This window comes from Oceanobacter antarcticus (assembly GCF_044962685.1).
GTDB lineage: Bacteria > Pseudomonadota > Gammaproteobacteria > Pseudomonadales > Oceanobacteraceae > Oceanobacter > Oceanobacter antarcticus.
In genome coordinates, this window is the sequence record NZ_JBBKTX010000002.1 from 187,942 (window position 1) to 210,147 (window position 22,206).

The 22,206-nt window shown below is 55.0% G+C and carries 21 protein-coding genes; 17 read left to right on the plus strand and 4 right to left on the minus strand.

What is annotated here, in order from left to right:
- Position 1 precedes the first annotated feature (1 nt).
- Positions 2-865 carry a peptidoglycan DD-metalloendopeptidase family protein gene (locus tag WG929_RS02465; RefSeq protein ID WP_416204753.1) on the minus strand — a complete coding sequence of 288 codons (864 nt, stop codon included), beginning with the start codon at positions 863-865 and terminating at the stop codon, positions 2-4.
- Positions 866-1,001: 136 nt separating this feature from the next.
- Positions 1,002-2,351, minus strand: a complete 1,350-nt coding sequence (gene xseA, locus WG929_RS02470) for an exodeoxyribonuclease VII large subunit (protein ID WP_416204754.1) — start codon at positions 2,349-2,351, stop codon at positions 1,002-1,004.
- Between the two features lie 261 nt (positions 2,352-2,612).
- On the opposite strand from xseA, the gene WG929_RS02475 reads away from it, so the two are divergent.
- From WG929_RS02475 to WG929_RS02500, 6 genes are all read left to right on the plus strand, one after another.
- Positions 2,613-3,092 carry a DUF3015 family protein gene (locus tag WG929_RS02475; RefSeq protein WP_369854737.1) on the plus strand — a complete coding sequence of 160 codons (480 nt, stop codon included), beginning with the start codon at positions 2,613-2,615 and terminating at the stop codon, positions 3,090-3,092.
- 231 nt (positions 3,093-3,323) lie between these two features.
- Complete coding sequence (locus tag WG929_RS02480; protein ID WP_416204755.1) at positions 3,324-5,369, plus strand: lipoprotein N-acyltransferase Lnb domain-containing protein; 2,046 nt, start codon at positions 3,324-3,326, stop codon at positions 5,367-5,369.
- Positions 5,370-5,446: 77 nt separating this feature from the next.
- Positions 5,447-6,322: an alpha/beta hydrolase gene (locus WG929_RS02485; RefSeq protein ID WP_416204756.1), complete on the plus strand. Its 876-nt coding sequence runs from the start codon at positions 5,447-5,449 to the stop codon at positions 6,320-6,322.
- A gap of 150 nt (positions 6,323-6,472) precedes the next feature.
- The gene (gene guaB / locus WG929_RS02490) at positions 6,473-7,960 is read left to right on the plus strand and encodes an IMP dehydrogenase (protein WP_369854734.1); all 1,488 of its coding nucleotides are present in this window, start codon (positions 6,473-6,475) and stop codon (positions 7,958-7,960) included.
- Positions 7,961-8,193: 233 nt separating this feature from the next.
- Positions 8,194-9,771 carry a glutamine-hydrolyzing GMP synthase gene (guaA, locus tag WG929_RS02495; RefSeq protein ID WP_369854733.1) on the plus strand — a complete coding sequence of 526 codons (1,578 nt, stop codon included), beginning with the start codon at positions 8,194-8,196 and terminating at the stop codon, positions 9,769-9,771.
- A 308-nt stretch (positions 9,772-10,079) separates the two neighbouring features.
- Positions 10,080-11,276, plus strand: coding sequence for a tyrosine-type recombinase/integrase (locus WG929_RS02500; RefSeq protein WP_035230352.1), 1,197 nt, complete (start codon positions 10,080-10,082; stop codon positions 11,274-11,276).
- Here WG929_RS02500 and WG929_RS02505 read toward each other — a convergent pair.
- Both WG929_RS02505 and WG929_RS02510 read right to left on the minus strand, forming a co-directional pair.
- Entirely contained in the window at positions 11,260-11,508 is a 249-nt protein-coding gene (locus WG929_RS02505) for a helix-turn-helix transcriptional regulator (protein ID WP_035230350.1), read from the minus strand. The two genes, WG929_RS02500 and WG929_RS02505, sit on opposite strands and share 17 nt — an antisense overlap.
- A gap of 246 nt (positions 11,509-11,754) precedes the next feature.
- Positions 11,755-12,429 carry a LexA family protein gene (locus tag WG929_RS02510; RefSeq protein ID WP_014704084.1) on the minus strand — a complete coding sequence of 225 codons (675 nt, stop codon included), beginning with the start codon at positions 12,427-12,429 and terminating at the stop codon, positions 11,755-11,757.
- Positions 12,430-12,548: 119 nt separating this feature from the next.
- On the opposite strand from WG929_RS02510, the gene WG929_RS02515 reads away from it, so the two are divergent.
- The 11 genes from WG929_RS02515 (at position 12,549) to WG929_RS02565 (ending at position 22,087) form a co-directional block, all read left to right on the plus strand.
- Positions 12,549-12,812, plus strand: a complete 264-nt coding sequence (locus WG929_RS02515; protein WP_416204757.1) for a hypothetical protein — start codon at positions 12,549-12,551, stop codon at positions 12,810-12,812.
- Complete coding sequence (locus tag WG929_RS02520; protein ID WP_416204758.1) at positions 12,802-14,319, plus strand: ParB family protein; 1,518 nt, start codon at positions 12,802-12,804, stop codon at positions 14,317-14,319. Before WG929_RS02515 ends, WG929_RS02520 begins: the two co-directional genes overlap by 11 nt.
- Entirely contained in the window at positions 14,306-14,908 is a 603-nt protein-coding gene (locus WG929_RS02525; protein ID WP_305170027.1) for a DUF2857 domain-containing protein, read from the plus strand. Before WG929_RS02520 ends, WG929_RS02525 begins: the two co-directional genes overlap by 14 nt.
- A complete protein-coding gene (locus WG929_RS02530; protein ID WP_416204759.1) occupies positions 14,898-16,154 on the plus strand; it encodes an STY4528 family pathogenicity island replication protein in 1,257 nt (418 codons plus the stop codon). Before WG929_RS02525 ends, WG929_RS02530 begins: the two co-directional genes overlap by 11 nt.
- A 187-nt stretch (positions 16,155-16,341) precedes the next feature.
- Positions 16,342-17,082 (plus strand): PFL_4669 family integrating conjugative element protein, encoded by a 741-nt coding sequence (locus WG929_RS02535; RefSeq protein ID WP_416204760.1) that lies wholly within the window; start codon positions 16,342-16,344, stop codon positions 17,080-17,082.
- Positions 17,083-17,515: 433 nt separating this feature from the next.
- Entirely contained in the window at positions 17,516-18,622 is a 1,107-nt protein-coding gene (gene parM, locus WG929_RS02540) for a plasmid segregation protein ParM domain-containing protein (RefSeq protein WP_416204761.1), read from the plus strand.
- A gap of 189 nt (positions 18,623-18,811) precedes the next feature.
- Entirely contained in the window at positions 18,812-19,240 is a 429-nt protein-coding gene (locus tag WG929_RS02545) for a DUF3577 domain-containing protein (RefSeq protein ID WP_035230339.1), read from the plus strand.
- A gap of 104 nt (positions 19,241-19,344) precedes the next feature.
- On the plus strand, positions 19,345-19,860 hold the full coding sequence (locus WG929_RS02550; protein ID WP_035230337.1) for a JAB domain-containing protein: 516 nt from the start codon (positions 19,345-19,347) through the stop codon (positions 19,858-19,860).
- A 93-nt stretch (positions 19,861-19,953) separates the two neighbouring features.
- Entirely contained in the window at positions 19,954-20,379 is a 426-nt protein-coding gene (locus tag WG929_RS02555) for a DUF6573 family protein (RefSeq protein WP_416204762.1), read from the plus strand.
- A gap of 388 nt (positions 20,380-20,767) precedes the next feature.
- Positions 20,768-21,046, plus strand: a complete 279-nt coding sequence (locus WG929_RS02560) for a hypothetical protein (protein WP_416204763.1) — start codon at positions 20,768-20,770, stop codon at positions 21,044-21,046.
- A 174-nt stretch (positions 21,047-21,220) separates the two neighbouring features.
- Positions 21,221-22,087 (plus strand): phage integrase N-terminal domain-containing protein, encoded by an 867-nt coding sequence (locus WG929_RS02565; protein ID WP_416204764.1) that lies wholly within the window; start codon positions 21,221-21,223, stop codon positions 22,085-22,087.
- The last annotated feature ends 119 nt before the right edge of the window (positions 22,088-22,206 follow it).

The following is a 22,206-nucleotide window of genomic DNA, read 5'->3' on the forward strand; positions in this document are numbered from 1 at the left end:
TTCAGGGCTGGCTGGTTTCTTCGTGGTTGGCCTCAGGCAGCAGTTGCGGGTCAAGGAACAACATCGGGTTTACCCGCGCGTTGTTGAGGCTGATGGTCCAGTGCAGATGTGGGCCGGTTGCCCGGCCAGTTGCGCCCACCAGGCCGATATGGTCACCGGCTTGCAGTTGGTCACCAGGCTGCACATCGATCTGGCTTAAATGGCAAAACATCGAAATCAACCCCTGACCATGATCCAGCAGCACGGTATTGCCGTTGAAGTAGTAGTCGCCGGTTTGCACCACGGTGCCGTGGGCGGGGGCGACGATGGCGGTGCCTGTGGCGGCGGCGATATCCAGCCCGCTGTGAGGATTACGGCGTTGGCCATTAAAAAAGCGTTGTAGCCCAAATGGGCTGGAAATTGGCCCGGTGATCGGCCAGATCATGGGTTGCCATTGCGTCGATGCGGTACTGCTGAATGAGGTGAATACGGCTTTCATTGCACGGCTTTCGGCACCAATGCGATCCAGTGCTGGCTGACTCGGATTAACGTGTTTGTTTTGCACCGTCAGGTGTTGTTCGGCGTAATTGTGTTTGGTTACGCTGAAGGTTCGGGCTTGGCCATCAATGGTCAGGGTACGTTTGCCAGGTGCTGACTTCAGGTCAATACCTACGATCGCGGTCCAGTGCTGACCAGTACCGTTGCCGGTGGCGACGGTCATGACCGGTTGACCCTTGATGTCGACCTTGGGACGAGTGGCTGCGGTGCCGAGGTCGAACAGGGCGAGACCGCCGGGAATCAACTGTTGTTGTGGCAAGACCTCGGCGCTCACGGTGAATGACAGAAACAGGCTCGTCAGCGCTGTGATTACCAATCGATTAGCCATCAATTGATTAGCCACCAACCGCTTCGCTCTGAATCGCTGGGTGAATGTTCCGGCCTCTGTATTTTGTGGTGTTTTCACTGTTGTCTTGTGCATTGTTGTCTATCTCCTTCGCTTATCTGTCTGGTCTCGGCTGACATCAGCGGGATGTGTTGTCTGAGTGGGAAGCAAGCACTTCGCATTCAAGCCAGCCCTCCGCCAGGCGCGTATGCACCCGTTCCCCCGGCTGGTGCATCCGGGCAGTACGAATCACTTCGCCGGTTGGCGTCTGACAGAGCGCATAACCCCGGCCCAGTACATTGAGCGGGCTAAGGTTATTAAGCAGCTGTGCCTGATAGCCAAGTTGTTGCTGGCGCTGCTGGAGCAGCCGTTCCATCGCCTGCTGCAGACGGCTGCCGAGCTGGCTGTTCTGGCTGCTCAGAGCTGTCAGTGTGGTTTGCGGATGCTGGTGTTGCAGCCGCTGATGCCACTGCTGGATGTGCCAGTGACGTTGCTGTTGTTGCTGTTGCCAGACGGAAATCAGGCGCTGTTCCAGTCGATCCAGTTGTTGGGCTTTTTGCTCCAGTTGCTGCGCCGGGTGGCGCATACGCTGTTGCAAATGCTGCAGGCGCTGGCTGGCGGTCAGCAAGGACTGGCGCTGACTGCGTAACAGTCGTTGCGACAGTTGGGCGAGTTGTTGCAGGCGGCTGGACTGGTCGTCACTGACCAGTTCTGCGGCTGCGGACGGGGTTGGCGCACGCAGGTCGGCAACAAAGTCGCACAGGGTGAAATCCACTTCATGGCCGACGGCGCTGACGACCGGTAAACGTGAGGCGAAGACGGCGCGCACCAGAGCCTCATCGTTAAAGCACCAGAGGTCTTCCAGCGAGCCACCGCCGCGTCCGAGAATAATCACGTCGACGCTGTTATCGCGATTGGCCCGTGCCAGGGCGGCAATCAGCTGGGCTGCGGCATCCTGGCCTTGTACCAGTGCCGGATAGACATCGACCTCGACGGCTGGATTGCGCCGTTGCAATACCGTCAGAATATCGTGTAGCGCCGCTCCGGTCGCAGAGGTAATAACGGCAATACGCCGGGCTTTCGGGATCGGCTGCTTGTACTCCGCATTAAACAGACCTTCGGCTGCCAACCGTTGTTTTTGCTGCTGGAAGGCCAGTAATAATGCCCCTTCACCCGCCGGTTTCATGCTTTCGACAATCAGCTGATAGTCGCCGCGAGCTTCGTACAAGCTGACCTTGGCGCGAATTTCGACCTTGTCGCCTTCCTTCGGAGCGAATGTTAACTGCGCGGTACGTGAACGGAACATGGCGCAACGTACCTGAGCACCACTGTCTTTCAGGCTGAAATACCAGTGGCCGGATGATGGCCGGGACAGGTTCGACAGTTCACCTTCTACTCGCACACTGGCAAAGGATATTTCCAGCAGTTGCTTGGCGCGCTCGTTTAACTGGCTGACCGTAAAAACGGCGGACGGGGTCGGTGCAGGCATGATGGTCTCGAACAGGGTTTGTCCAGAGGCTGCCACAGCGCTGTGGCGTTGGCCAGCGGGTGATTCTAAAAAGTCTGTCTTTGATGAGATGCTTCCGGTGTGCAGTGAGCGTTTTGGGAGATGGCGCAGTATGTCGAATATCGGTAGTTGGTAATATAGACGTCATCGATCAGGCATATTAGTGTATTTATTGAACGCCGCAGGGCAATAATGTCTGCAGCGCTTCATTGACCCCATTTTCAAGTTAAAGGATTAAGGACTATGAAAAAAATTGCAGCAATTGCCATTTTGGCAGCGTCTTCTTCGTTTGCACTGGCGTCTAACGGCCCGGCTGGATGTGGCTTGGGCACTGCCGTTATCTTCCCTGATGCCGACGAGTGGCATGAACATGTGCTGGCAGCAACCACCAACGCCACCTCTGGTAACCAGACTTTCGGTATGACCTCTGGCACGCTTGGTTGTGAGTCTGCTCATGGCCCGTTGTCGAAAGGATTGACGCAGGCATTTATCGACGAAAATATGGATCAGCTGGCTGCCGATGTGGCGGTTGGTGAAGGTGAAACCCTGAATGCCCTGGCTGAAGTGGTGGGGGTTGAACTGTCCGATCGCGCAACCTTCGCGGCAGTGCTGCAGTCCGGTTTCGATACCATGTTTAACGAAAATGCGACCTCTGCAACGACGCTGGCTGCAATGACGGCTGCGATGGCTGCCGATGCCAGCCTGCAGAAATACCTGGGTTGATCGTTCCTGTTGTTGGCAAGCAGGGTGCCGGGTAACGATTATTTCTAGCGGTATTGCTACTTGATTAAAGTGCGCTGAGGCGCACTTTTTTATGTGCTTTATTTTATGTGTCTGGTTCTGTGGGCTGCTGTGTTGTCGTGGGTTACAGAGGAGCGGTTGGTTATGGCTGGTACAGGTGCGAATTGCTGGCGCTGATCATATGGACGGATCTGACGAGTGAATGGATTGTTAATGAGTTTTTATCCCGGCTACAAAACCGGTATCTGCCTGTCCGGATGGATGCGGCGTCTGACAGGAACGATGACGTTGATTACGGTGGCGTTGATTACGGTGGCGGCTTCTTCTGTCACGGTATCTGCTGCCGCAACAGCAACAGCAACAGCAACAGCAGCGACTCCAATCGCTAACGATAATCCGGCCTTCTGGTCTGAAAGCAGAGTGACGCAGCTGGAAGCGCTGGCAAGCAAGCCGCAGTGGCATCATCTGCTGCATTATCGTTATCACCCGTTCAGCTTTCGCTGGATGGCGCAGAACGATTCGCCCGAATTTTATCTGGCTCATCCAGAGGGTCATCTGCAAGGTGACGCAGGTTTGCGGGCTGAATTACAAGCGGCTGTGGCGGCATTTTTACAGCGGGATATGGCTCCGGATACGTCGGCGCAATGCCGTTTTCCGGCCCGTTATCACTGGCTCCGACTGCAGTTGCCGGAATACGACTGGCAAGATCAGGCATGCCCGGAATTTGAGCGCTGGCGCGAGACGCTGGGGGCTTATTCGCTGACGTTGGTATTCCCGGCCTCACACATTAATTCGCCCTCATCCATGTATGGCCACACCCTGGTGCGTATGGATCGCCAGGATCCGGACTCCAGCAAACTGCTGGCTTACAGTGTGAATTTTGCCGCCAATGCGAACCCGGACGATAACGAGCTGGTATTCAGTTACAAGGGGCTGACGGGAGGCTACCCGGGCGTGGTGTCGGTGATGCCGTATCACGTTAAAACCCGTGAGTATCAGCACATGGAATATCGCAATGTATGGGAGTATCCACTGGCGTTGACACCGGCCGAAGTCGACCAGTTTGTGCGCCATATCTGGGAGTTGAAGGATACCGAGTTTGATTATTTCTTTTTTGATGAAAATTGCTCCTACCGGGTGTTAGCTATGATTGATGCCGCGACCGAGCGTTCTGATCTGGCCGATGGGTTTTTATTCACCGCCATTCCGGTAGAAACCATCCGGGCGCTGGATTCGGCGCAGCTGATCGCAGGTCACGTGTTCCGGCCTTCGGCAGCGGCAGAACTGGACAACATGGAATATCAAAGTTCGCCGGATATGATTGCTCTGGCCCGTCAGCTGGTGGAAGGCCAGCGGTCGCCGGAGCAATTGCCAGAGCAACTGGACGATCAGCACAAAGCGCAGGTGCTGGAGCTCGCTTTCCAATACGCCCGTTACCTGTCGGTCAGAAAGAAACAGGCGACGCCGACCTTGCGCCGTCAGACACTGGCGCTGCTGCAGGCGCGCAGTCAGCTGACGCTGGCGAGTGGCAGTGCGTTTCCGCAACCGGTGCAAGCGCCTGTGCGTGATGATCTGGGGCACGGCTCTGGCCGCATCGGTGTATCGATCGGGGCGGTTGGCGGAGAGCGGTTTGCCGATCTGTCGCTGCGTCCGGCATACCATGATGTGATGGATCGTCCGACGGGTTTTGTTGCCGGTTCTGAAATCCAGATGATGCATCTGACCTTGCGTGATCAGGCGCAAGACGGCCTGCGGGTACAGCAGCTGTCGGCGGTCAAGGTGCTGTCGCTGGCCAGCCGTGGTGAATTGTTGCGGCCATTATCTTGGGGCGTGGATGCCGGATACGACCGCTTGCCCGGTCTGGCTGGCAGACCCGGTGCAGGCCATGGTTATCTGGAGACGGTGTTTGGTTACACTTGGGGGCTTGGGCAAAGCCCCCTGTCACCCAATGGCATGGGGCGTGTTTACACCTTGCTGGAAACCCGTTTGCTGGCAGGGCAGCAGTTGGGTGACGCTGGCTGGAGCCTGTCGGCAGGCCCGCAGGCCGGTTGGCTGTATCAGGGGGAGCACTGGCAGTGGCAACTATCCGGGCGCTGGCATCCGGCCATTGCCGGTGAGTCGCTGGATCTGCTGGAATGGCAAGGACAACTGGGATGGTCGGTCATGGAATCCGGCCAGATCCGACTGCTTGCCCAAACAACGCGTTTTGAACAAACATGGGTTGAGCAATGGTCGCTTGGGTTGAACTGGTATTTCTGATGATGCGTTGGCGCGGATGGCGAGGGCGGCGATGTTGTCGTGTGGGCAGCAGAGGATCTGGCTGGGGGCGCAGCGCTATGGTGATCGGCCTGCTATTGATGCTGTCTGGCTGTACGTCGCTGACCCGGCTTTATTTTCATCCTCAGCAAGTCTGGATTCGTACCCCTGCGGAACTGGGCCTGGCCTATGAAGACGTCGCCCTGACTGCTGCCGACGGCACCTCGCTGCATGCCTGGTGGATTCCCGCACAAGAAGACAACAACGAAGACAACACAGCCGCCAAAGCGGAATCTGTGTCATCGTCGGTAACGCCATTGCCGGTGGTGCTTTACCTGCATGGCAATGCAGAAAACATCAGTTCTCACTTACTCAGCGTGTCCTGGTTGCCACCGCAGGGAATTGGCTTGCTGGCGCTGGATTATCGCGGTTTTGGTGCCTCACAAGGACAACCACTACTGCCGGACGTGTTGATGGATATTCAGGCCGCCGCCGAATGGTTACAGCAACGTTTTCCCGACCGTCCGCTGGTGGTGCTGGGGCAGAGTATTGGTGCCGGGCTGGCGGTGCCGTTTGTCGCCCTCCAGGCCGAGCGCTATGGCATTGATGCCCTGGTGCTGGAAGCACCACCGGCACATTATGCCGAGGTCGCCCGAGACATGTTCTCCCGCAGCTGGATCGGCTGGGTATTGATACCGGCAACCTGGTTGTTGCCGTCTGACTGGGATCCCGACAACTATGCAGCGGCGGTTTCTGTGCCGGTACTGGTGATCCATAGCCCGGATGATCAGGTTATCCGGGTCGAACAGGGTAAAACACTGTATTCCGATGTGTCTGGCCCGGCTTGCTGGATCAATGCAACAGGCCCTCATATTGCCGGTTTTTCAAGCGCGGCAGTGCGTCAGCAGACGCTGGCGTTCATCTCCGGACTTTCGTGCGCGGCGTTGTCGAGGTAGTTATTTCCGGGTACAATGCCGCGCCTAAGTTTCTCCGGGGTCGCTTGAAAACGTGATATTCCCGGCGGATCAGGCCAGCGAACAGGGCTTTCCGCCACCGCGTTTGACTTCGGGTAACCTCCCAAATTTCCCCATTCTGGAAGGCTCTCTATGTTGCGAATCGCTCAGGAAGCACTCACTTTTGATGATGTGCTGTTGGTTCCCGGTTTTTCTGAAGTTCTGCCCAATCAGGTTTCCCTGAAAACCCGTCTGACTCGTGGTATTGAGCTGAAGATTCCGCTGATTTCTTCTGCAATGGATACCGTCACCGAAGGCCGCCTCGCGATCGCGATCGCACAGGAAGGAGGTCTGGGTATTATCCACAAGAACTTGACGCCGGAAGAACAGGCTGCCGAGGTTCGCAAGGTCAAAAAATACGAAAGTGGGGTGGTGAAAGATCCCATTACGGTCACCAGTTCAACCACGATCAGCGGTGTGCTGGAATTGTCTGCCCAATTCAATATTTCCGGAATGCCGGTTGTCGATCATGGCGAGCTGGTGGGTATTGTTACCCGCCGTGATGTGCGTTTTGAAAAAAATCTGGAGGCAACCGTCGCCTCGGTAATGACTCCCAAAGAAAAACTGATCACCGTGCTGGAAGGCACCAGCCCAGCTATTGTTCAGGATCTGCTGCACAAGCACCGTATTGAAAAAGTGCTGGTGCTGAATGAGGCTGGCAAACTGGTGGGACTGATGACCGTCAAGGACATCGACAAGGCCAAAGCTTCTCCCAACGCGGCCAAAGATGATCAGGGACGCTTGCTGGTGGGTGCTGCTGTTGGTACTGGCGCAGGCACGGATGAACGTGTGGATGCACTGGCCGCTGCCGGTGTAGACGTGATCGTGGTGGATACTGCCCATGGCCACACATCCAATGCCAATGGCACTGGTGTGATCGATCGTGTACGCATGATCAAACAGAAATACCCTAATCTTCAGGTGATCGGCGGCAATATCGCCACCGCAGAAGCCGCCGTTGCTCTGGTAGAAGCCGGAGCTGATGGCGTGAAAGTAGGTATCGGTCCGGGTTCTATTTGTACCACCCGAATTGTGGCCGGTGTCGGCGTTCCGCAAATCAGCGCAGTCGCCAATGTCGCAACAGCCATGGAAAAGTACGACGTCCCGGTTATTGCAGACGGCGGCGTACGTTTCTCTGGTGACATCGCCAAGGCACTGGTCGCCGGAGCCTCAGTGATTATGGTTGGTTCTATGCTGGCCGGAACCGACGAAGCACCCGGTGAAGTGGAGTTGTTCCAGGGCCGTGCCTACAAGTCTTACCGTGGCATGGGCTCTCTGGGTGCAATGGGCCAGACCCAGGGTTCTTCCGACCGCTACTTCCAGGACAAGAAGGAAGGCGTTGACAAGCTGGTACCAGAAGGCATCGAAGGTCGTATCGCCGTTAAAGGGCCGCTGTCGAATGTGGTTCATCAGTTGATGGGCGGTGTTCGTGCGGCCATGGGTTATACCGGTTGTGCGACCATTGACGAGATGCGCACCAAGCCGCAATTCGTACAGATCACCGGTGCTGGCATGAAAGAATCCCACGTCCACGATGTGCAGATTACCAAAGAAGCGCCCAACTACCGCCTTGGTGACTGATGCTGACTGCTCTATGGCACTGCTGTCTACTGCATCGCTGTGCTAGTGACGGTGTTTACTGTTAATGACGGTGTTAGTGGTGTGTTAGTGGCTATAAGCAGCCAGCAGCAGGGTAGAGCAGCAAGGACTGGAATTCGACAACGCGGATTTTAAAGAGGGGGATTAGCGTCCCCTTTTTGCATTTTTACTGATTATTCAACCGTGGGCTGTGGCCCCGTTACCATGGATACCCTATGTCTCAAGATATCCACGCCCAGAAAATTCTGATTCTGGATTTTGGCTCCCAATACACCCAACTGATTGCCCGTCGTGTGCGCGAAATCGGTGTGTTTTCGGAAATACGTGCCTTTGATATGGACGCCGCCGAAATTCTTGAATACAACCCGAGCGGTATTATTCTGGCCGGTGGCCCGGAATCAGTGACCGAAGCCGGATCACCACGGGCTCCGGAATGTGTATTTACCCTGGGCGTGCCCGTGCTGGGTATCTGCTATGGTATGCAAACCATGGCAGAGCAGCTGGGTGGCAAGGTTCAGGGTTCCAGCATTCGTGAATTCGGCTACGCCCAGATTCAGGTGGAAGGCAATAGCCAGCTGTTCCATGACATTCGGGATCACATCACCGACGACGGCCAGTCACTGCTGGACGTCTGGATGAGTCACGGCGACAAAGTATCTGCCATGCCCGAAGGCTTTGAGCTGATGGCCTCAACGCCTTCATGCCCGATTGCCGGTATGTACCTGGCCGACAAACATTTCTACGGCGTTCAGTTCCACCCGGAAGTGACCCATAGCCTGCAAGGCCAACGCATTCTGGAACGCTTTATTCTGGACATCTGTGGCTGCGAAGTGCTCTGGACACCGGCAAAAATCATCGAAGACCAGATCGAAAAAGTCCGCGTCCAAGTCGGCGATCAAAAAGTATTGCTCGGCCTGTCGGGTGGTGTGGACTCCTCCGTGGTGGCGGCCTTATTGCACAAGGCCATCGGCGACCAGCTGACCTGTGTTTTTGTCGATAACGGCCTGTTGCGCAAGAACGAAGGCGACATGGTGATGGACATGTTTGCCAAAAATATGGGCGTTAAAGTCATCCGTGCCGACGCCGAAGCGCTGTTCCTGGGTGCCCTGGCTGGCGTGACCGATCCGGAAGCCAAGCGTAAGGCCATTGGCGGCAACTTTATCGACGTATTCGACGCCGAAGCCACCAAACTCAAAGACGTACACTTCCTGGCACAAGGCACCATCTACCCGGATGTGATTGAATCCGCTGCCTCCAAAACCGGTAAGGCCCACGTCATCAAATCTCACCATAACGTCGGCGGCCTGCCAGACGATATGAAAATGGCATTGGTAGAACCATTACGCGAACTGTTCAAGGACGAAGTGCGTAAAATCGGCCTGGAACTGGGCCTGCCCTACGACATGGTCTACCGCCATCCATTCCCAGGGCCGGGCTTGGGCGTCCGTATACTTGGCGAAGTGAAAAAAGAATACGCCGATATCCTGCGCGAAGCCGATGCCATCTTTATTGAAGAACTGCATAACTTCGACTGGTACCACAAAACCAGCCAGGCCTTCGCGGTATTTATTCCGCAAAAATCCGTTGGCGTCGTCGGCGACCAGCGCCGCTACGAATGGGTAATTGCTCTGCGCGCAGTCGAAACCATCGACTTTATGACCGCCCGCTGGGCGCACTTGCCGTACGAGCTGCTGGAGAAAGTATCCAACCGCATTATCAACGAAATAGAACACGTCTCCCGCGTGACCTACGACGTATCCAGCAAACCGCCTGCGACGATTGAGTGGGAATGATTCCACGTCTGGCACTGGCTGGCATTCACAAGCAGTAAACCTCTATTAACCCATTGATATCAATGGGTTTTTCTTTATTTTTCCTGGCAATGTCAGGCACTCCCCAGCACCCTCAAGCAAACTTTTTTCATGGTATTTTTGATGGTATTGTTCGAGCTGATACCGCGACCTCAAAGAAATACCATGCCATGAATTTTGGAGTAGTCATGGTATCGAAAATCACTAACATGCTGATATTAAAGTAAATATAGGCGAAAAATACGGCATGTTTGATCATGGTATTAAGGACGAGAAAAGGAGGATTAGCCATGCTGACCGATACCAAGCTTCGCAACCTGAAACCTCAAGACAAGCTCTACAAGGTCAACGACCGAGACGGCCTTTACGTAGCAGTCACGCCGGCAGGGACAATCTCTTTTAGACATAACTACTCCATCAGCGGCCGCCAGGAGACGTTGACCATCGGTCGGTATGGCAGTGGCGGTATCACACTGGCGGAAGCGCGGGAACTGCTGAGCGAAGCAAAGAAAATGATTGCAGCCGGCAAATCCCCGGCCAGAGAGAAAGCGCGCGACAAATCGCGCGTGAAGGATGCCGAAACATTCGGGGCATGGGCTGAAAAATGGTTGCGCGGCTATCAGATGGCTGACTCGACACGCGACATGCGTAAATCGGTCTACAACCGCGAGTTGAAAAAGCGCTTCGGCAATCAGAAATTATCTGAGATCACGCATGAGGATCTCCGGGCAGTGACCGATGCCATCGTGGAAAGAGGAGCGCCAGCAACAGCCGTCCACGCCCGAGAAGTGGTATTACAGGTTTATCGGTGGGCGATCGAACGCGGACAGAAAGTTGAAAACCCCGCTGAAATGGTTCGCCCCAACAGTATCGCCAGATTCGAACCCCGTGACCGCGCCCTGAGTCCTGCCGAAATTGGTCTGATGTATCGGTACATGGATCGAATCGGGACCTCGCCGCAATATAGAGCCGCAATCAAGCTGCTGTTATTGACCATGGTCAGAAAATCCGAGTTGTCCAACGCCACCTGGGAAGAGATCAATTTTAGCGAGGCACTCTGGACGATCCCGAAACAGCGTATGAAGCGACGAAATCCACATTTGGTGTTTCTGTCTCGCCAGGCACTGGACATCTTTATCGCACTGAAGACCTTTGCCGGTGGCTCCGAATTCGTGCTTCCCTCGCGGTATGATTCGGACTTGCCTATGAGTGCAGCGACTTTGAATCGCGTTCTTGCCCTGACGTATCAGTCTGCACAAAAGGATGGTGAGCAGCTTGGTAAATTTGGTCCGCACGATCTGCGTCGCACAGCCAGCACCTTATTGCATGAAGCAGGCTACAACACTGATTGGATTGAAAAGTGTCTTGCCCATGAGCAGAAAGGAGTAAGGGCAATTTACAATAAAGCCGAATACCGGGAGCAACGGGCGGCGATGTTGCAAGACTGGGCTGACATGATTGACGAGTGGACTAGCGTGAAGCGTTAATATTGATTCCTGGCCGGATAGGTTGATCTTCAGACTCTTTGCGGGATTCGATCCACTTTTCCACCTCGGCCAAGTCCCAGGCGACATTGCGGCTTGTCAGCACGATTCTGCGCGGAAAGTCGCCTCGTTTCTCCATATTGAAGATGGCGCGATCTGAAAGCGGAATCATAGCCAGTAATGTTTTTCGATTGATTAAAGTCTTTCTTGGTCGAGTAGGGTGTCCGTCATCCATTGCTTCTCACTCTCGCTCCGGACCGCACGTGTCAGAGTCTTAGGCTTGCCAAAAACTAAACGTTAGCACCGTGCAAATCATTTTGGCAAAAGAGAATGTTTAGCAATGTGATAAACAATTACTGCATCAGGGTGGGGTGATGGACTTAGGAGTGTTGCCGTGACAGCGTCATTCACCATATTTGCGCTGCATGCGGTCACTTGAATTAATTATTGTTGTTCCTGCCTTTGGGCAGGCTGGGAATACTTAGACCACCTCCCCCTTGAAGACAATGACTCCACAGATTGTCGCTTCTTCATCCACTTCGATAATGCGATTCGGCCAGTCAGGGTTGAGTGCCTTCAGGTACTGCTTGCCCTCTTCAATAATTAACTGCTTGAACGTGGCTTCATTGGATTCATCGAGTCGAACAACCACGTACTTTCCGTGGTCAGGTGAAACATTGGGGTCAACAAAAATCAGGTCGCCCTCATGAAACTTGGGTTCCATACTGCTACCGCGAACCCTAAGTACAAAGGATTCAGGACTACAACAAACCGGGCAGGGTAAAAGTTCTGAACCGTAGGCCGGCACGAAACTTTCAGAAATCTCATACCAGTTTCCCGCTTGGACCCAGGATATCAGCGGGTGGAGACTGCGCAAATCCGGGCCGTCGTGGGCGTTGTGTTCCTCTTGTCTTGCCCCGTCCGCATGGGGGGTATCCATCCATCCTTGGTCTTTATTCATGGCCTTTTCCAGTTTCTCCGCCAGCTCATCTCCAATAGAGCGGGGCGTTCCTTTTTTGGTCGGCAGCTGGTTGCGCACCTGACTGAGGTAGGAGCTATTGGTCCCAGCCGCACGCGCCAACTTGGCAGCTGACCCCGCTTCGGCAATCAGAACCTCAAGATTGTGGAGCCGGATCTGGTTAAGTTTTAGCGTCATGCGAAACACTTTAGCATGATTTTTAGCAGAGTGATAAACAAAAAGTGGCGATTGCGCGTTGTTCGATGATTCGCACGGTGCTAATGTTTCTGCGCATGGAGCTAAAGGATTTCCTCAAAATGGCAACCAAGCGGGAGCGGGCCGACGTCGCTGCGGCGTGTGGCGACTCAGTCTCCTACTTGTATCAGATTGCCGGCCAGCATCGATATGCCAGTCCATTGATGGCGACGCAAATCGAGCATTACACCCGTACTGTGGCGGACCTTTCGGATGGTCGACTGGAGCCTGTGCCTCGGGCGAGCATGGTTCGACATCCAGAGATTTTCTACGGCGTCGTGCCTGAATCGGGTGCACAAGAAGCAGGTGGCAACGATGACGCCTGAGAGATCGCCATCCGCCCACGAGATCACCCGTGTAGACGTCACTCGTATCCACCATTACTCCCGCAATCCCCGTCGGCAGCAGAACCCTGAATACGATCGAATAAAGGCGTCGATCCAGGCTGAAGGCCTGGATCAACCATTGGTGCTATCACAGGAGCCGGGGGCTGCTGATTATGTGCTCCACAGTGGCGGCAATACACGGCTGAGGATACTAAAGGAGCTTTTGGACGAAACCGGCGATGAGCGATTTCGCTGGATTGATTGCGTCGTCAAGCCCTGGTCGCAGGAGTCCAACGTACTTTTTGCCCACCTCCGCGAAAACGAGCTCCGCGGCGGTTTGCCTTTCATTGATAAAGCGTTGGCCGTATTCGAAGCAAAGCATCTCCTCGAAAGCGAGATGGGGGTTGAGAGCCTGTCTCAGCGCCAACTGGAAGAGTTGTTCAGAGAGCGAGGTTTCGGGCTCAGCCACAGCATGATTTCCAAAATGGGATATGCCGTTGAGACCTTGTGGCCATTGATGCCAAAAGCCTTGGCTGCCGGATTGGGTCGGCCACAGGTGGAAAAGATCCGAGCCCTTGAACGCGCTGCCCGAGCGATCTGGGATCGTCGCCAATTGGGGGATAACACCGTTTTCGATGCGATCTTTGCTGAGTTGTGTCGCCGTCATGACGGCGCCGAATGGGACATTCAGCCACTGCGCGATGCATTGGAAAATGAGATCGCCGTGGAGTCCGAACTGAATCGCCAAGTGATTCATCTGGAGATGGAGGCACAACTATCGGGCCGCGCATTCAGCCTTCCCGCTCATGCCGAAGAGGATACAGAGCCGGGGGCGGACAGGGACTCGGAACACCCGGAGCATTCTGATAGTGGGCCGTCATCGAATACGACGACATTGGAAAAGCAGCCCGCTGACATCGATTCACCGGCGAGTGGTCATGACAAAAGCAAAGACCAACCGAACATGCCGGCTGAGTTGACCTCTGCGCCGAATTCCCAAAAAGGTGGTCAACAAAGAAATCTTGAAGTTTTGCGGAGCCAGTTGTGGGACTGCGCCGTAACCCTGGCGGCATCCCACGGATTGCACGATACAGTCATTCGTCTGCCGGATCAGGGCTTGGGCTTTCTGCTGATTGATGTGCCTTCACTGGAACTGCGGGAATCCCTTGACCAGGACATGCTGGATTTAGTGTCCGCACTCTGGTGGCAGTTGGCTGCGAGCTCAGAGTTGACCGTCGCTCCCACGGACATTGTCCTGGCCTACCTGGATAAAGACTCGCTTCTATACCAGGCCTTGGCATCCCATGATGCCGGTCTGCTCTTTGGCAGTGTCTGGACGCCTGATCCCGGCCATCTCAACAGCCAGCTCTGGCAACAATTGAACCCGCCAGACTGGCAGCGTTTGCTGCAAATGATGGAGTCCTACCGGAGCATTAAACGGTTAGCCTTCGATACCGGGGTCGAGCTTTGGGCGCAACAAGGAGGTGAAAGCGATGTCGTCCAATAAGGAAGCCGACCTCACCACCGCCGTTCTGTTGTACGCCATGCGATGTTTGGCAGAAGGGGATCAGCAGGCATTGCGTGCCATGAACTTTGGCCCCAAGGAACTGGACGCCCTGAAAGAGATGAATCTGGCCGATCTCTATCGGGCCGATGCACTGCGTGTGCACTGTCTGCAGATTGGTCTCAATCGTGATGTTTTTTGGCCGATGCTCGATCACCTGCGTCATCAGCGGGAATCTGAGGATCTGCAGCGAACATTGCTGGTCGCGGACGCGCCGTTAGAGATGATGCAGCAGTTATTTGGTGTGAGTTCTCGGGAATACACGCGATGGCGCCGATTGTTGACGTTGGCGCCGGCCGTGGGCAGGCCTCCCGAACTGAATGAAACCGATACCCACGCGCTTTGGTACGCCTGGCAGGATAAGGTAAGGGCGGATGACAAATCCACATTAACTGCAGAGGACTATCTCGACCTACAGCAACAGACAGGCATTGGATTGCGATCGATTTGGGCGCTGGTGCAGCGTTGGGAAACCTACGGCGTGGGAAGCAGTGCCGCGACGTCCGGGCGGGTTGCCGAGAATGGCTCATGAAGCGGATGCGCTGCGACCAGAAACTGTTGCTCTCGACGCTTTAATCAAGGCAACTGTTGCCAAGGTTCGTGCCCAGAGTGATCCATCGTTACCGGATGCCATGTTGTTCATGGGGAATTGGCATCAGGCCGTGCCGGCCATGGTCATCCAGGATCCGGTGTTGGAACCCGTCGATAAACTGGTATGGATGGTTATCATGCTCTATGCCAGGGAGACAGGGGGACGAACGGCATTTCCCGATTACGATACCATTGCGGCTAAAACCAACGTTTCTTCAACCTCCACTGTCTCTCGCGCTATTGCCATTCTGCGCTTGACGCGTTGGCTAACGCTGTGCGCCAGAGTGCGTCAAAAAAGCGGCCGTTTCACCGGCAATGTCTACATCCTTCACGATGAACCCCTGCCTCTGGTCGATGCCCTGTACCTGGATGAGGCCTACATGGCATTCGTCACCCAATCCCAGGAACATCATCACGCCCGCGTCCGGCGCGTGGCGCAAGCTGTGTTGGAGAGTCTGGATAAGGATATTCAGGAAGGCGAGTCGTTAGGACGGAAGGAGTCAACTATTGAGCGTCGCCTGCAGGCCGCGCAACAATTGTCAGATTCCAGCGGAAACCACAGCAAAAGCGGTCGTTATTTTACCTTTCACGCCGCGACCATCGGGAAACTAAAAAATTCGTCCGGGGCGTGCGCATCAGTACAATCCGTCCAGGACCAAAATTCAAAGGCGGAGGAAAAGGAACACTACAGTAGTGGTTGTAGTAGTCATTATAAAAAAACAACTACAACAACCACTACACACAATACAAACCATGAAGAGAAAACATTTTCTGAATCCAATCCATCAACCCCGTCGTCAACAGAGCGAGCGCTGATCTATCCTCCGCGCTTGTCGGAGAACCAGAAACACTTGGCGGACAGGTATCTTGCCATGATCGATCCTGATGATCGGCAGTTGGTGCTCGACGAGCTTCAGGGGCGCCTGGAGTCTGAGCAAAAAGGCATGAAGCCGGTTTATGACGAGCTGCGGTTCTTGCATTCGCTGTGCAAGGCGGCACAACAAGGCGAATTTGTGCCCAACCTCGGGATCAAGGTGGCCGAGGCAAGACACGATCGGGCACATCACGTCCCGCCGCCAGAAAACGAAGAACAGAAAAGTAAAGCGGCTGAAGAGCGAGCACGAAACCAAGCCTATGGGCTGGAGCAGCTGGCCAAGTTACGAGCATCATTGAATATGGACAAATAGCGCTGCCGCCCGTTGTCACACACGATGTGACATCTCTCTGTCGTTACTTCCCCGCACTGCTTCCACTGGAACCATCTGATCGCAGCAACACAAAACGCTGCATCAGTCGGATGGATATTCCGTGGTGCCATTTTCCCATTCGTGGATTCATAGCACGTCAGAGTTGATCTTGAAGGGAATGACGCAAATGAATTCAGACGCAGAGCAGTCACACGAGAGTACAGCCGAAAATCAAAACGAGTCAGTGCCAGGCGCCCTGCAGGGTGAAGTCTGGTTGACGATTCAGACCTATCAGGCCCAGAGCCTGATCCGCGGCCGCCGTGCAGTCGATGGCAAGCCTGCCATTATGGGATTGATCGGCTTTGCAGATCGGCTGAAGTCGCTATGGCAGGCCGTCCGATTCGACGACCCTTATGCCGACTGGTGGTTACTCAAAGTGGAAGAGGGCGTTGCCGATATCCGAGCACAGCTGCAGGGATTGCAGCAAAGGATGGACGCCCTTATCACTGAATCCAACAGTGCTTTCGAATTCACCGTCGCACAATCGAGTCGACCACAGCGCGTATCGTTACAGTTTGCCAATCCCTATGCCTTCCGTGCTGCACAGTTGCTGGGTGAGTACGACCGGTTGATGTGCGCAGACATGACGTTGCATCACTTAGGTCTCGACATGCCCACTGACCTCATTGAGCAGGTGTCGGCTAGCGGGCGATGGGTGCGCCGGGTGTTTGCGTTGCCCCAGGGGTATCACAGTCTGGACGTTCGTCGCCACGACATCCGGCAGGGAACACCGGCAGCCATCAAAGCGAGGGAACGGATGGGCGAGATTCCCCAGGACATCCTCAATGGTGAGCGGTTGCCGTCTCTGCGTCCACTGGCATTTCAACAGAAGCATAGCAACGCCATCGCAGATTCTGACGAGACCTGACCGCCGTGGCCACCAGCACGCTTCAGCAGCTCGTCATCTCGCTTGATACGCGAATTCCACTCGAAGCGATGGTGCTTCAGCGTCTACGCCGCCTGCCTAAAAGCAGACAAAACGAGTGGTTGCGGCAGCTGTTGCTGGTGGGATTTCGAAGCGAGTGTCAGGCCATCAGATCTGAGCAAGCGCTGCCGGCACACACAATTCCTATGAGCCAGCCGTGTACATCCACCCAGATAAACGGAAGTCGCGGATCGGGTTCCGTCCAGCCGCGAACAACCGAGACGATGGTCGATCACGCTGCGCGGTCACCTGGCAGCTCACACAACAGCGAACGCGCCAGGCTTGCTCCCCCAAACGACACCAGAAAACCCTTTACGCACCTGAGACGAGTGATCGGTGAGTAAAGACAGCTAACCCCGATATCAGGAATCGCACCATGACAGAACTGACCAATGAGAAATTTTCTGACGAAGACAAACCTCCCGTGACCACTAATCCCATGGCGGTGGGACAGGTGGGTCTCGATGACGGCTATGCCTATACCAAAGTGGCGTTACCGGATGGTCGCCTCCTGGCGGTGCCTTCGCGGGCACGCATGGGATCGGCCGGTGTCACCTGGATACGGGATGAGGAACAGAAAATTTTTGAGTACGAAACCGGTGGCAGTGTGTATTCCGTCGGTGCGGTCGATGGTGAGCCCACCCAATTCGATGAATACCCTGGCTCGGCCCTGAATCGGGTGATCGTCCAGCATGCACTGCAACAGGCGGGTTTGTCGGGCCGATCCGTCCATGTGGTGACGGGGTTGCCGGTCTCCGCTTTTTACCGCAACGATGGTCAGCAACGGCGACAAGCGATCCATGCCAAAAGAGATGGTTTGAAATTGGCGGTTGAGCCTGTTGTTGCCAGAAAAGCATCGCAAAGGTCAGCGCAACAGGGGCTCCTAAAGGTGAGCATCGCCTTTCATGAAGTTATTCCGGAGGCGCTGGCTGCCTGGTACGACTATGTGATTGTTATGACCGATGATGATGGTGTGACGTTGGACGCGGATCGCGTCAACGCGCCCATCGCTATTGTCGATATCGGTGGCCGCACCACGGATTATGTAGTGGTTCAGGACCAGGGCATTGTGCACGGTTCCTCCGGCTCTCTGAATCGCGGCATGCTGAACGTCAAGATTCGCGTGGCGAACCGTATACAGGAACAGTTCGATATCAACGAGCTTGGCGAGCAGAGTATCAGTCGGGCCGTCGATACACATCGGTTGCGTTTGCATGGCAAGGATCATGATGTCTCGGCCATGGTGGCGGAAGCAAAACGCGAGTTGGTGGAACGACTCTATACCGAAACCCGCCGCAAGCTTGGACTCGGTGTGGAGTTGGATCGTGTGCTGTTCGTCGGCGGTGGCAGTGCTGCGTTAGCCGCTGATATTGCCAACTGGTTTCCCAATCAAATTATGGCCGACCATGCCGCTTTTGCTAACGCAAGGGGCATGCTCAAGTACCTGCAGTTTGTCTGCGACGCCCCGGTGAGGGAGGGGTAACGACTTTGTACGTGGCCACTGCGGTCTCAGTGGCAAAGAAGATGTCAGCGGATTGTGCAAGTGACATCGCGGTTTTACCGTCAATCCAGTATCAGGGCTTGTCCTGATTTTACTCACCCTGCCGGGAAACACCTTCCCGCCAGGGAATCGTGTTCTCCGGCTTTCCATTATGTTCAAGGAGAAACTGTTATGACCAGTAGACAAACTACCCCTGAAAAACCGAAGTATTTCGATCTTGATATCCACGGCATCGGTTACCTCAACCGGGTTCGCGAAGTGACACCCGAGAATGGGTTCCCCTTTCTCAGTGTCACCATCGCAGCGCTACGAGGGCCAGCCGATAACGTTCAGCACACGCATTTCGAGTGCGTGGTGGTGGGTGAAGAGGCGAAGGATCTGGTGCGTCAGCTAATGCCTGCGGTGGAAGCTGACTTTAAAGTCTTGGTGGGTTTCCACCTCAGTGATCTGCAAGCCGAAACCTTCATCTTCAAAAACGGTGATCGAGCCGGTACGACGGGCATCAGCCTGAAGTCCCGGTTACTGCGGTTCCAGTGGATCAAAGTCGAAGGTCAGCCCTTTCCGGCGCCGACGGCTGAGACCCACAACGCCGTAGCCTGACGACCAAATCTGATCGCATCTTGTGATGCGATCAATCTTTCAACCCAGCGAGGGAGATTCTCCCTTGCTGGGCAGGTCTCCTCGACTCTTCAAGGAGACCGCTCATGGCTTCCAAATCCTCACCTTCCCGGGTGATTCCTAAAAACCGCTTTGCGGCCATTCGCATGGCGTCGTTGAACGATCCTGAAAAGCAATCCCTGCTGGAGCTGGCCTTTGCGATATTGCAGGACCTGCACCAGCCGGGCCTTGAGTTACCGAGCCCCAACCACACCCGTGATTACTTGCGGATGTTGTTGGCTGAACGCAAAGCGGAAGTCTTTGGTTGTGTGTACCTGGATAATCGGCATCGGGTAATCGAAGCCGCAGAGTTGTTCCAGGGAACCATTGATGGTGCCTCGGTGTACCCCCGCGTGGTGGTGCAACAGGCGTTGACGCTTAACGCGGCAGCGGTGATGTTTTTTCACAATCACCCGAGTGGTGTCGCCGAGCCCAGTCACGCGGACGAAGCGATTACCCGGCGCTTAAAAGAGGCGTTGGCACTCGTTGATATTCGTGTACTGGATCACTTTGTGGTCACGGTGGGGGAATCAGTTTCCTTCGCCGAACGCGGATTGCTGTAACGCCATTTACTTAACCCATTGGGGAGTCTTCTTCCCCAATGGGAAGGAGGTGCTCCCTGAATTTCTTAATTCATTTCTCCAGGGAGAAACCTTATGAAAAATTCAGAGCACAAGTCGTTGGAAGATGTCTTCGGTCCTGTTGTCGCAAGTTACAGTCGTGCACAGGCTATCGAAGATGGTGTGCTGATCGATGTCACCGCTATGGCACGTGAGGCTGGCTTCAAATGGCCAGTCGCACTTACCCATACCGCTTGGTGTGATTGCGTTGCCTGGACAGAGCGGGATAACCGCTTTCAAGTGCACCAGGACGAGTCTGGCCGTTTGTGGGACGTGCTGTTTATGGCGTTCTACGCCATTCGAACGGCTACTGCTCCTGGTGATCGGTTGCTGTTCTCGTTGTACCGCGTGCCGAAAGACGGGCATTCGACAGAAGCCGGCGAGGTGAGTTTGAAACTGATGGTTGGCCCCGGTGATGCCGGTGAACCGGTCGTCACGATCATGCTGCCCAGCGAAGATTAATGTCGCCGATCGAATCGGCTCCTTGCCCTGGCCACTTGGGATAAAGTGGCACCTCTTCTGCTCCCGCCTGCCGTTTCGCTTAATCCTGCTTTCAATCGAAAGTGCCAACACTGCATCAAACTGACGTTTTGCTTATGGTTCCACTGTAACCATGGGTCGAACAGATTTGTCTGTTCAACTGCCATGACAGGTCGCAGACCTGGCGTGGTGGTTGACGCGAACGAAGCCCTCGTCACTGCTTAGCGAAGCGGGGTAGTGACGAGGGCGGCGGAGCACGGAACGACAACGGATTGCGCTCGGATTGATGCGTTCCCAGCGAGTTCGCTCTAACTATACTAGCGGCCAAGAAACGTAAACAGTTCCATACGCGGCCACGGCGGTAACGTGGATGAGGATTGTCGCCCTCGCCATCAAAAAATGGCAAAAACGGCAACGGCGCCAGCCGAGCTACTATGGCGCACAGCATCAGCTGCAGCTCATCTTCAATGTTTCCTCAATAACAGGACGTTCGTCCTCGCTTCAATCTGGCTATCGCCACCTCAAACCCGGCTTGCAAGTAGCCGACTTCCAACGCGCCGTTTCATCGACGGTTTCTTTCAACTCGCGGACCGATGGTTTCGCTCATTTAAAAGGAGGTGAAGTACTCACCATCGCAACTGACTCTTAGAGTCCATTGGTTTACCCGGCACCATCTTCAGCAGAAGAGCAGCCAGGTTGCCTGCGACCAGGCTTATCAGGTCGAACGGGGAGTAGTGTCCCTTGACCCTTCCGCTTCGGCGGACCCAGTCAGGCTACGAGCCTGTGGTTGGTCAGAAACACTTACCAGACTGGAAAGTACACGATGAGAGACCTGAACTACCAATTGAAACAGTTGTGCAAACGCAATCGTGATGGCAGTTACAGTACGCAAGCCAATCGAGCGCGCATACTTAACCAGATTGCCAATCAACTGCAGGAGATGGGGTATCGGCGCATGACTACCCGATCCCTGAAGCCGAAGCACGTGGACGCCCTGGTGAAACGATGGCTCAGCGAGGGTATGGCGGCCGGTACCATCAAAAACCGTATGAATTGCCTGCGCTGGTGGGCCGCCAAGGTGGATAGGCGCAATGTTATCGCCCGATCGAATGAGTTCTACGGCATTCCCGATCGGCAGTTCGTCAGTCAACACTCCAAGGCGGTGGTTGTCGGTAACGATGCGTTGAGCAGCGTTAAAGATGAGCATGTGCGAATGACTCTGGAGTTACAGCGCGCCTTCGGATTGCGCAGGGAGGAGGCGATCAAATTTATCCCAGCTTATGCCGACCAGGGTGATCACGTTCGCCTGAAAGCCAGCTGGACGAAAGGGGGCAAGACGCGGATCGTGCCGGTGCTCACTCAGGAACAGCGTGCCGTCTTGAATCGTGCCCACCGACTGGTGGGATCTGGTTCCCTGATTCCACCGCAGAAAACCTACATCCAGCAGCTGCGGACCTACGAACGTCATACCACTCAGGCAGGTTTATCGAAACTGCATGGCCTGCGCCATGCGTATGCCCAGTCACGCTATCAGGCGTTGACCGGCTGGGCCTGTCCTGCGGCGGGTGGACCGGTCGCAAACAGTTTAAGCATTGAGCAACGACAGCAGGACCATCAGGCACGACTCACCATCAGTCGCGAATTGGGCCACGCCCGCGAGCAGATCAGCGCTGTTTATTTAGGTCGATGAGTTTGGGTCGAGATGTCTCATGGATAAGCACGACACTCACCGAGTGGATTAACCATTCACGCCAGAAGATCACTTGGCGATCATGATGCCATTCATCACGATTGAGGCCAAAACATGTC

Coding starts and splice junctions, on each gene's coding strand:
- WG929_RS02465 (WP_416204753.1), bottom strand. CDS start 865: ATGGCTAATCGATTGGTAATCACAGCGCTGACGAGCCTGTTTCTGTCA.
- xseA (WP_416204754.1), bottom strand. CDS start 2,351: ATGCCTGCACCGACCCCGTCCGCCGTTTTTACGGTCAGCCAGTTAAAC.
- WG929_RS02475 (WP_369854737.1), top strand. CDS start 2,613: ATGAAAAAAATTGCAGCAATTGCCATTTTGGCAGCGTCTTCTTCGTTT.
- WG929_RS02480 (WP_416204755.1), top strand. CDS start 3,324: ATGAGTTTTTATCCCGGCTACAAAACCGGTATCTGCCTGTCCGGATGG.
- WG929_RS02485 (WP_416204756.1), top strand. CDS start 5,447: ATGGTGATCGGCCTGCTATTGATGCTGTCTGGCTGTACGTCGCTGACC.
- guaB (WP_369854734.1), top strand. CDS start 6,473: ATGTTGCGAATCGCTCAGGAAGCACTCACTTTTGATGATGTGCTGTTG.
- guaA (WP_369854733.1), top strand. CDS start 8,194: ATGTCTCAAGATATCCACGCCCAGAAAATTCTGATTCTGGATTTTGGC.
- WG929_RS02500 (WP_035230352.1), top strand. CDS start 10,080: ATGCTGACCGATACCAAGCTTCGCAACCTGAAACCTCAAGACAAGCTC.
- WG929_RS02505 (WP_035230350.1), bottom strand. CDS start 11,508: ATGGATGACGGACACCCTACTCGACCAAGAAAGACTTTAATCAATCGA.
- WG929_RS02510 (WP_014704084.1), bottom strand. CDS start 12,429: ATGACGCTAAAACTTAACCAGATCCGGCTCCACAATCTTGAGGTTCTG.
- WG929_RS02515 (WP_416204757.1), top strand. CDS start 12,549: ATGGCAACCAAGCGGGAGCGGGCCGACGTCGCTGCGGCGTGTGGCGAC.
- WG929_RS02520 (WP_416204758.1), top strand. CDS start 12,802: ATGACGCCTGAGAGATCGCCATCCGCCCACGAGATCACCCGTGTAGAC.
- WG929_RS02525 (WP_305170027.1), top strand. CDS start 14,306: ATGTCGTCCAATAAGGAAGCCGACCTCACCACCGCCGTTCTGTTGTAC.
- WG929_RS02530 (WP_416204759.1), top strand. CDS start 14,898: ATGGCTCATGAAGCGGATGCGCTGCGACCAGAAACTGTTGCTCTCGAC.
- WG929_RS02535 (WP_416204760.1), top strand. CDS start 16,342: ATGAATTCAGACGCAGAGCAGTCACACGAGAGTACAGCCGAAAATCAA.
- parM (WP_416204761.1), top strand. CDS start 17,516: ATGACAGAACTGACCAATGAGAAATTTTCTGACGAAGACAAACCTCCC.
- WG929_RS02545 (WP_035230339.1), top strand. CDS start 18,812: ATGACCAGTAGACAAACTACCCCTGAAAAACCGAAGTATTTCGATCTT.
- WG929_RS02550 (WP_035230337.1), top strand. CDS start 19,345: ATGGCTTCCAAATCCTCACCTTCCCGGGTGATTCCTAAAAACCGCTTT.
- WG929_RS02555 (WP_416204762.1), top strand. CDS start 19,954: ATGAAAAATTCAGAGCACAAGTCGTTGGAAGATGTCTTCGGTCCTGTT.
- WG929_RS02560 (WP_416204763.1), top strand. CDS start 20,768: ATGAGGATTGTCGCCCTCGCCATCAAAAAATGGCAAAAACGGCAACGG.
- WG929_RS02565 (WP_416204764.1), top strand. CDS start 21,221: ATGAGAGACCTGAACTACCAATTGAAACAGTTGTGCAAACGCAATCGT.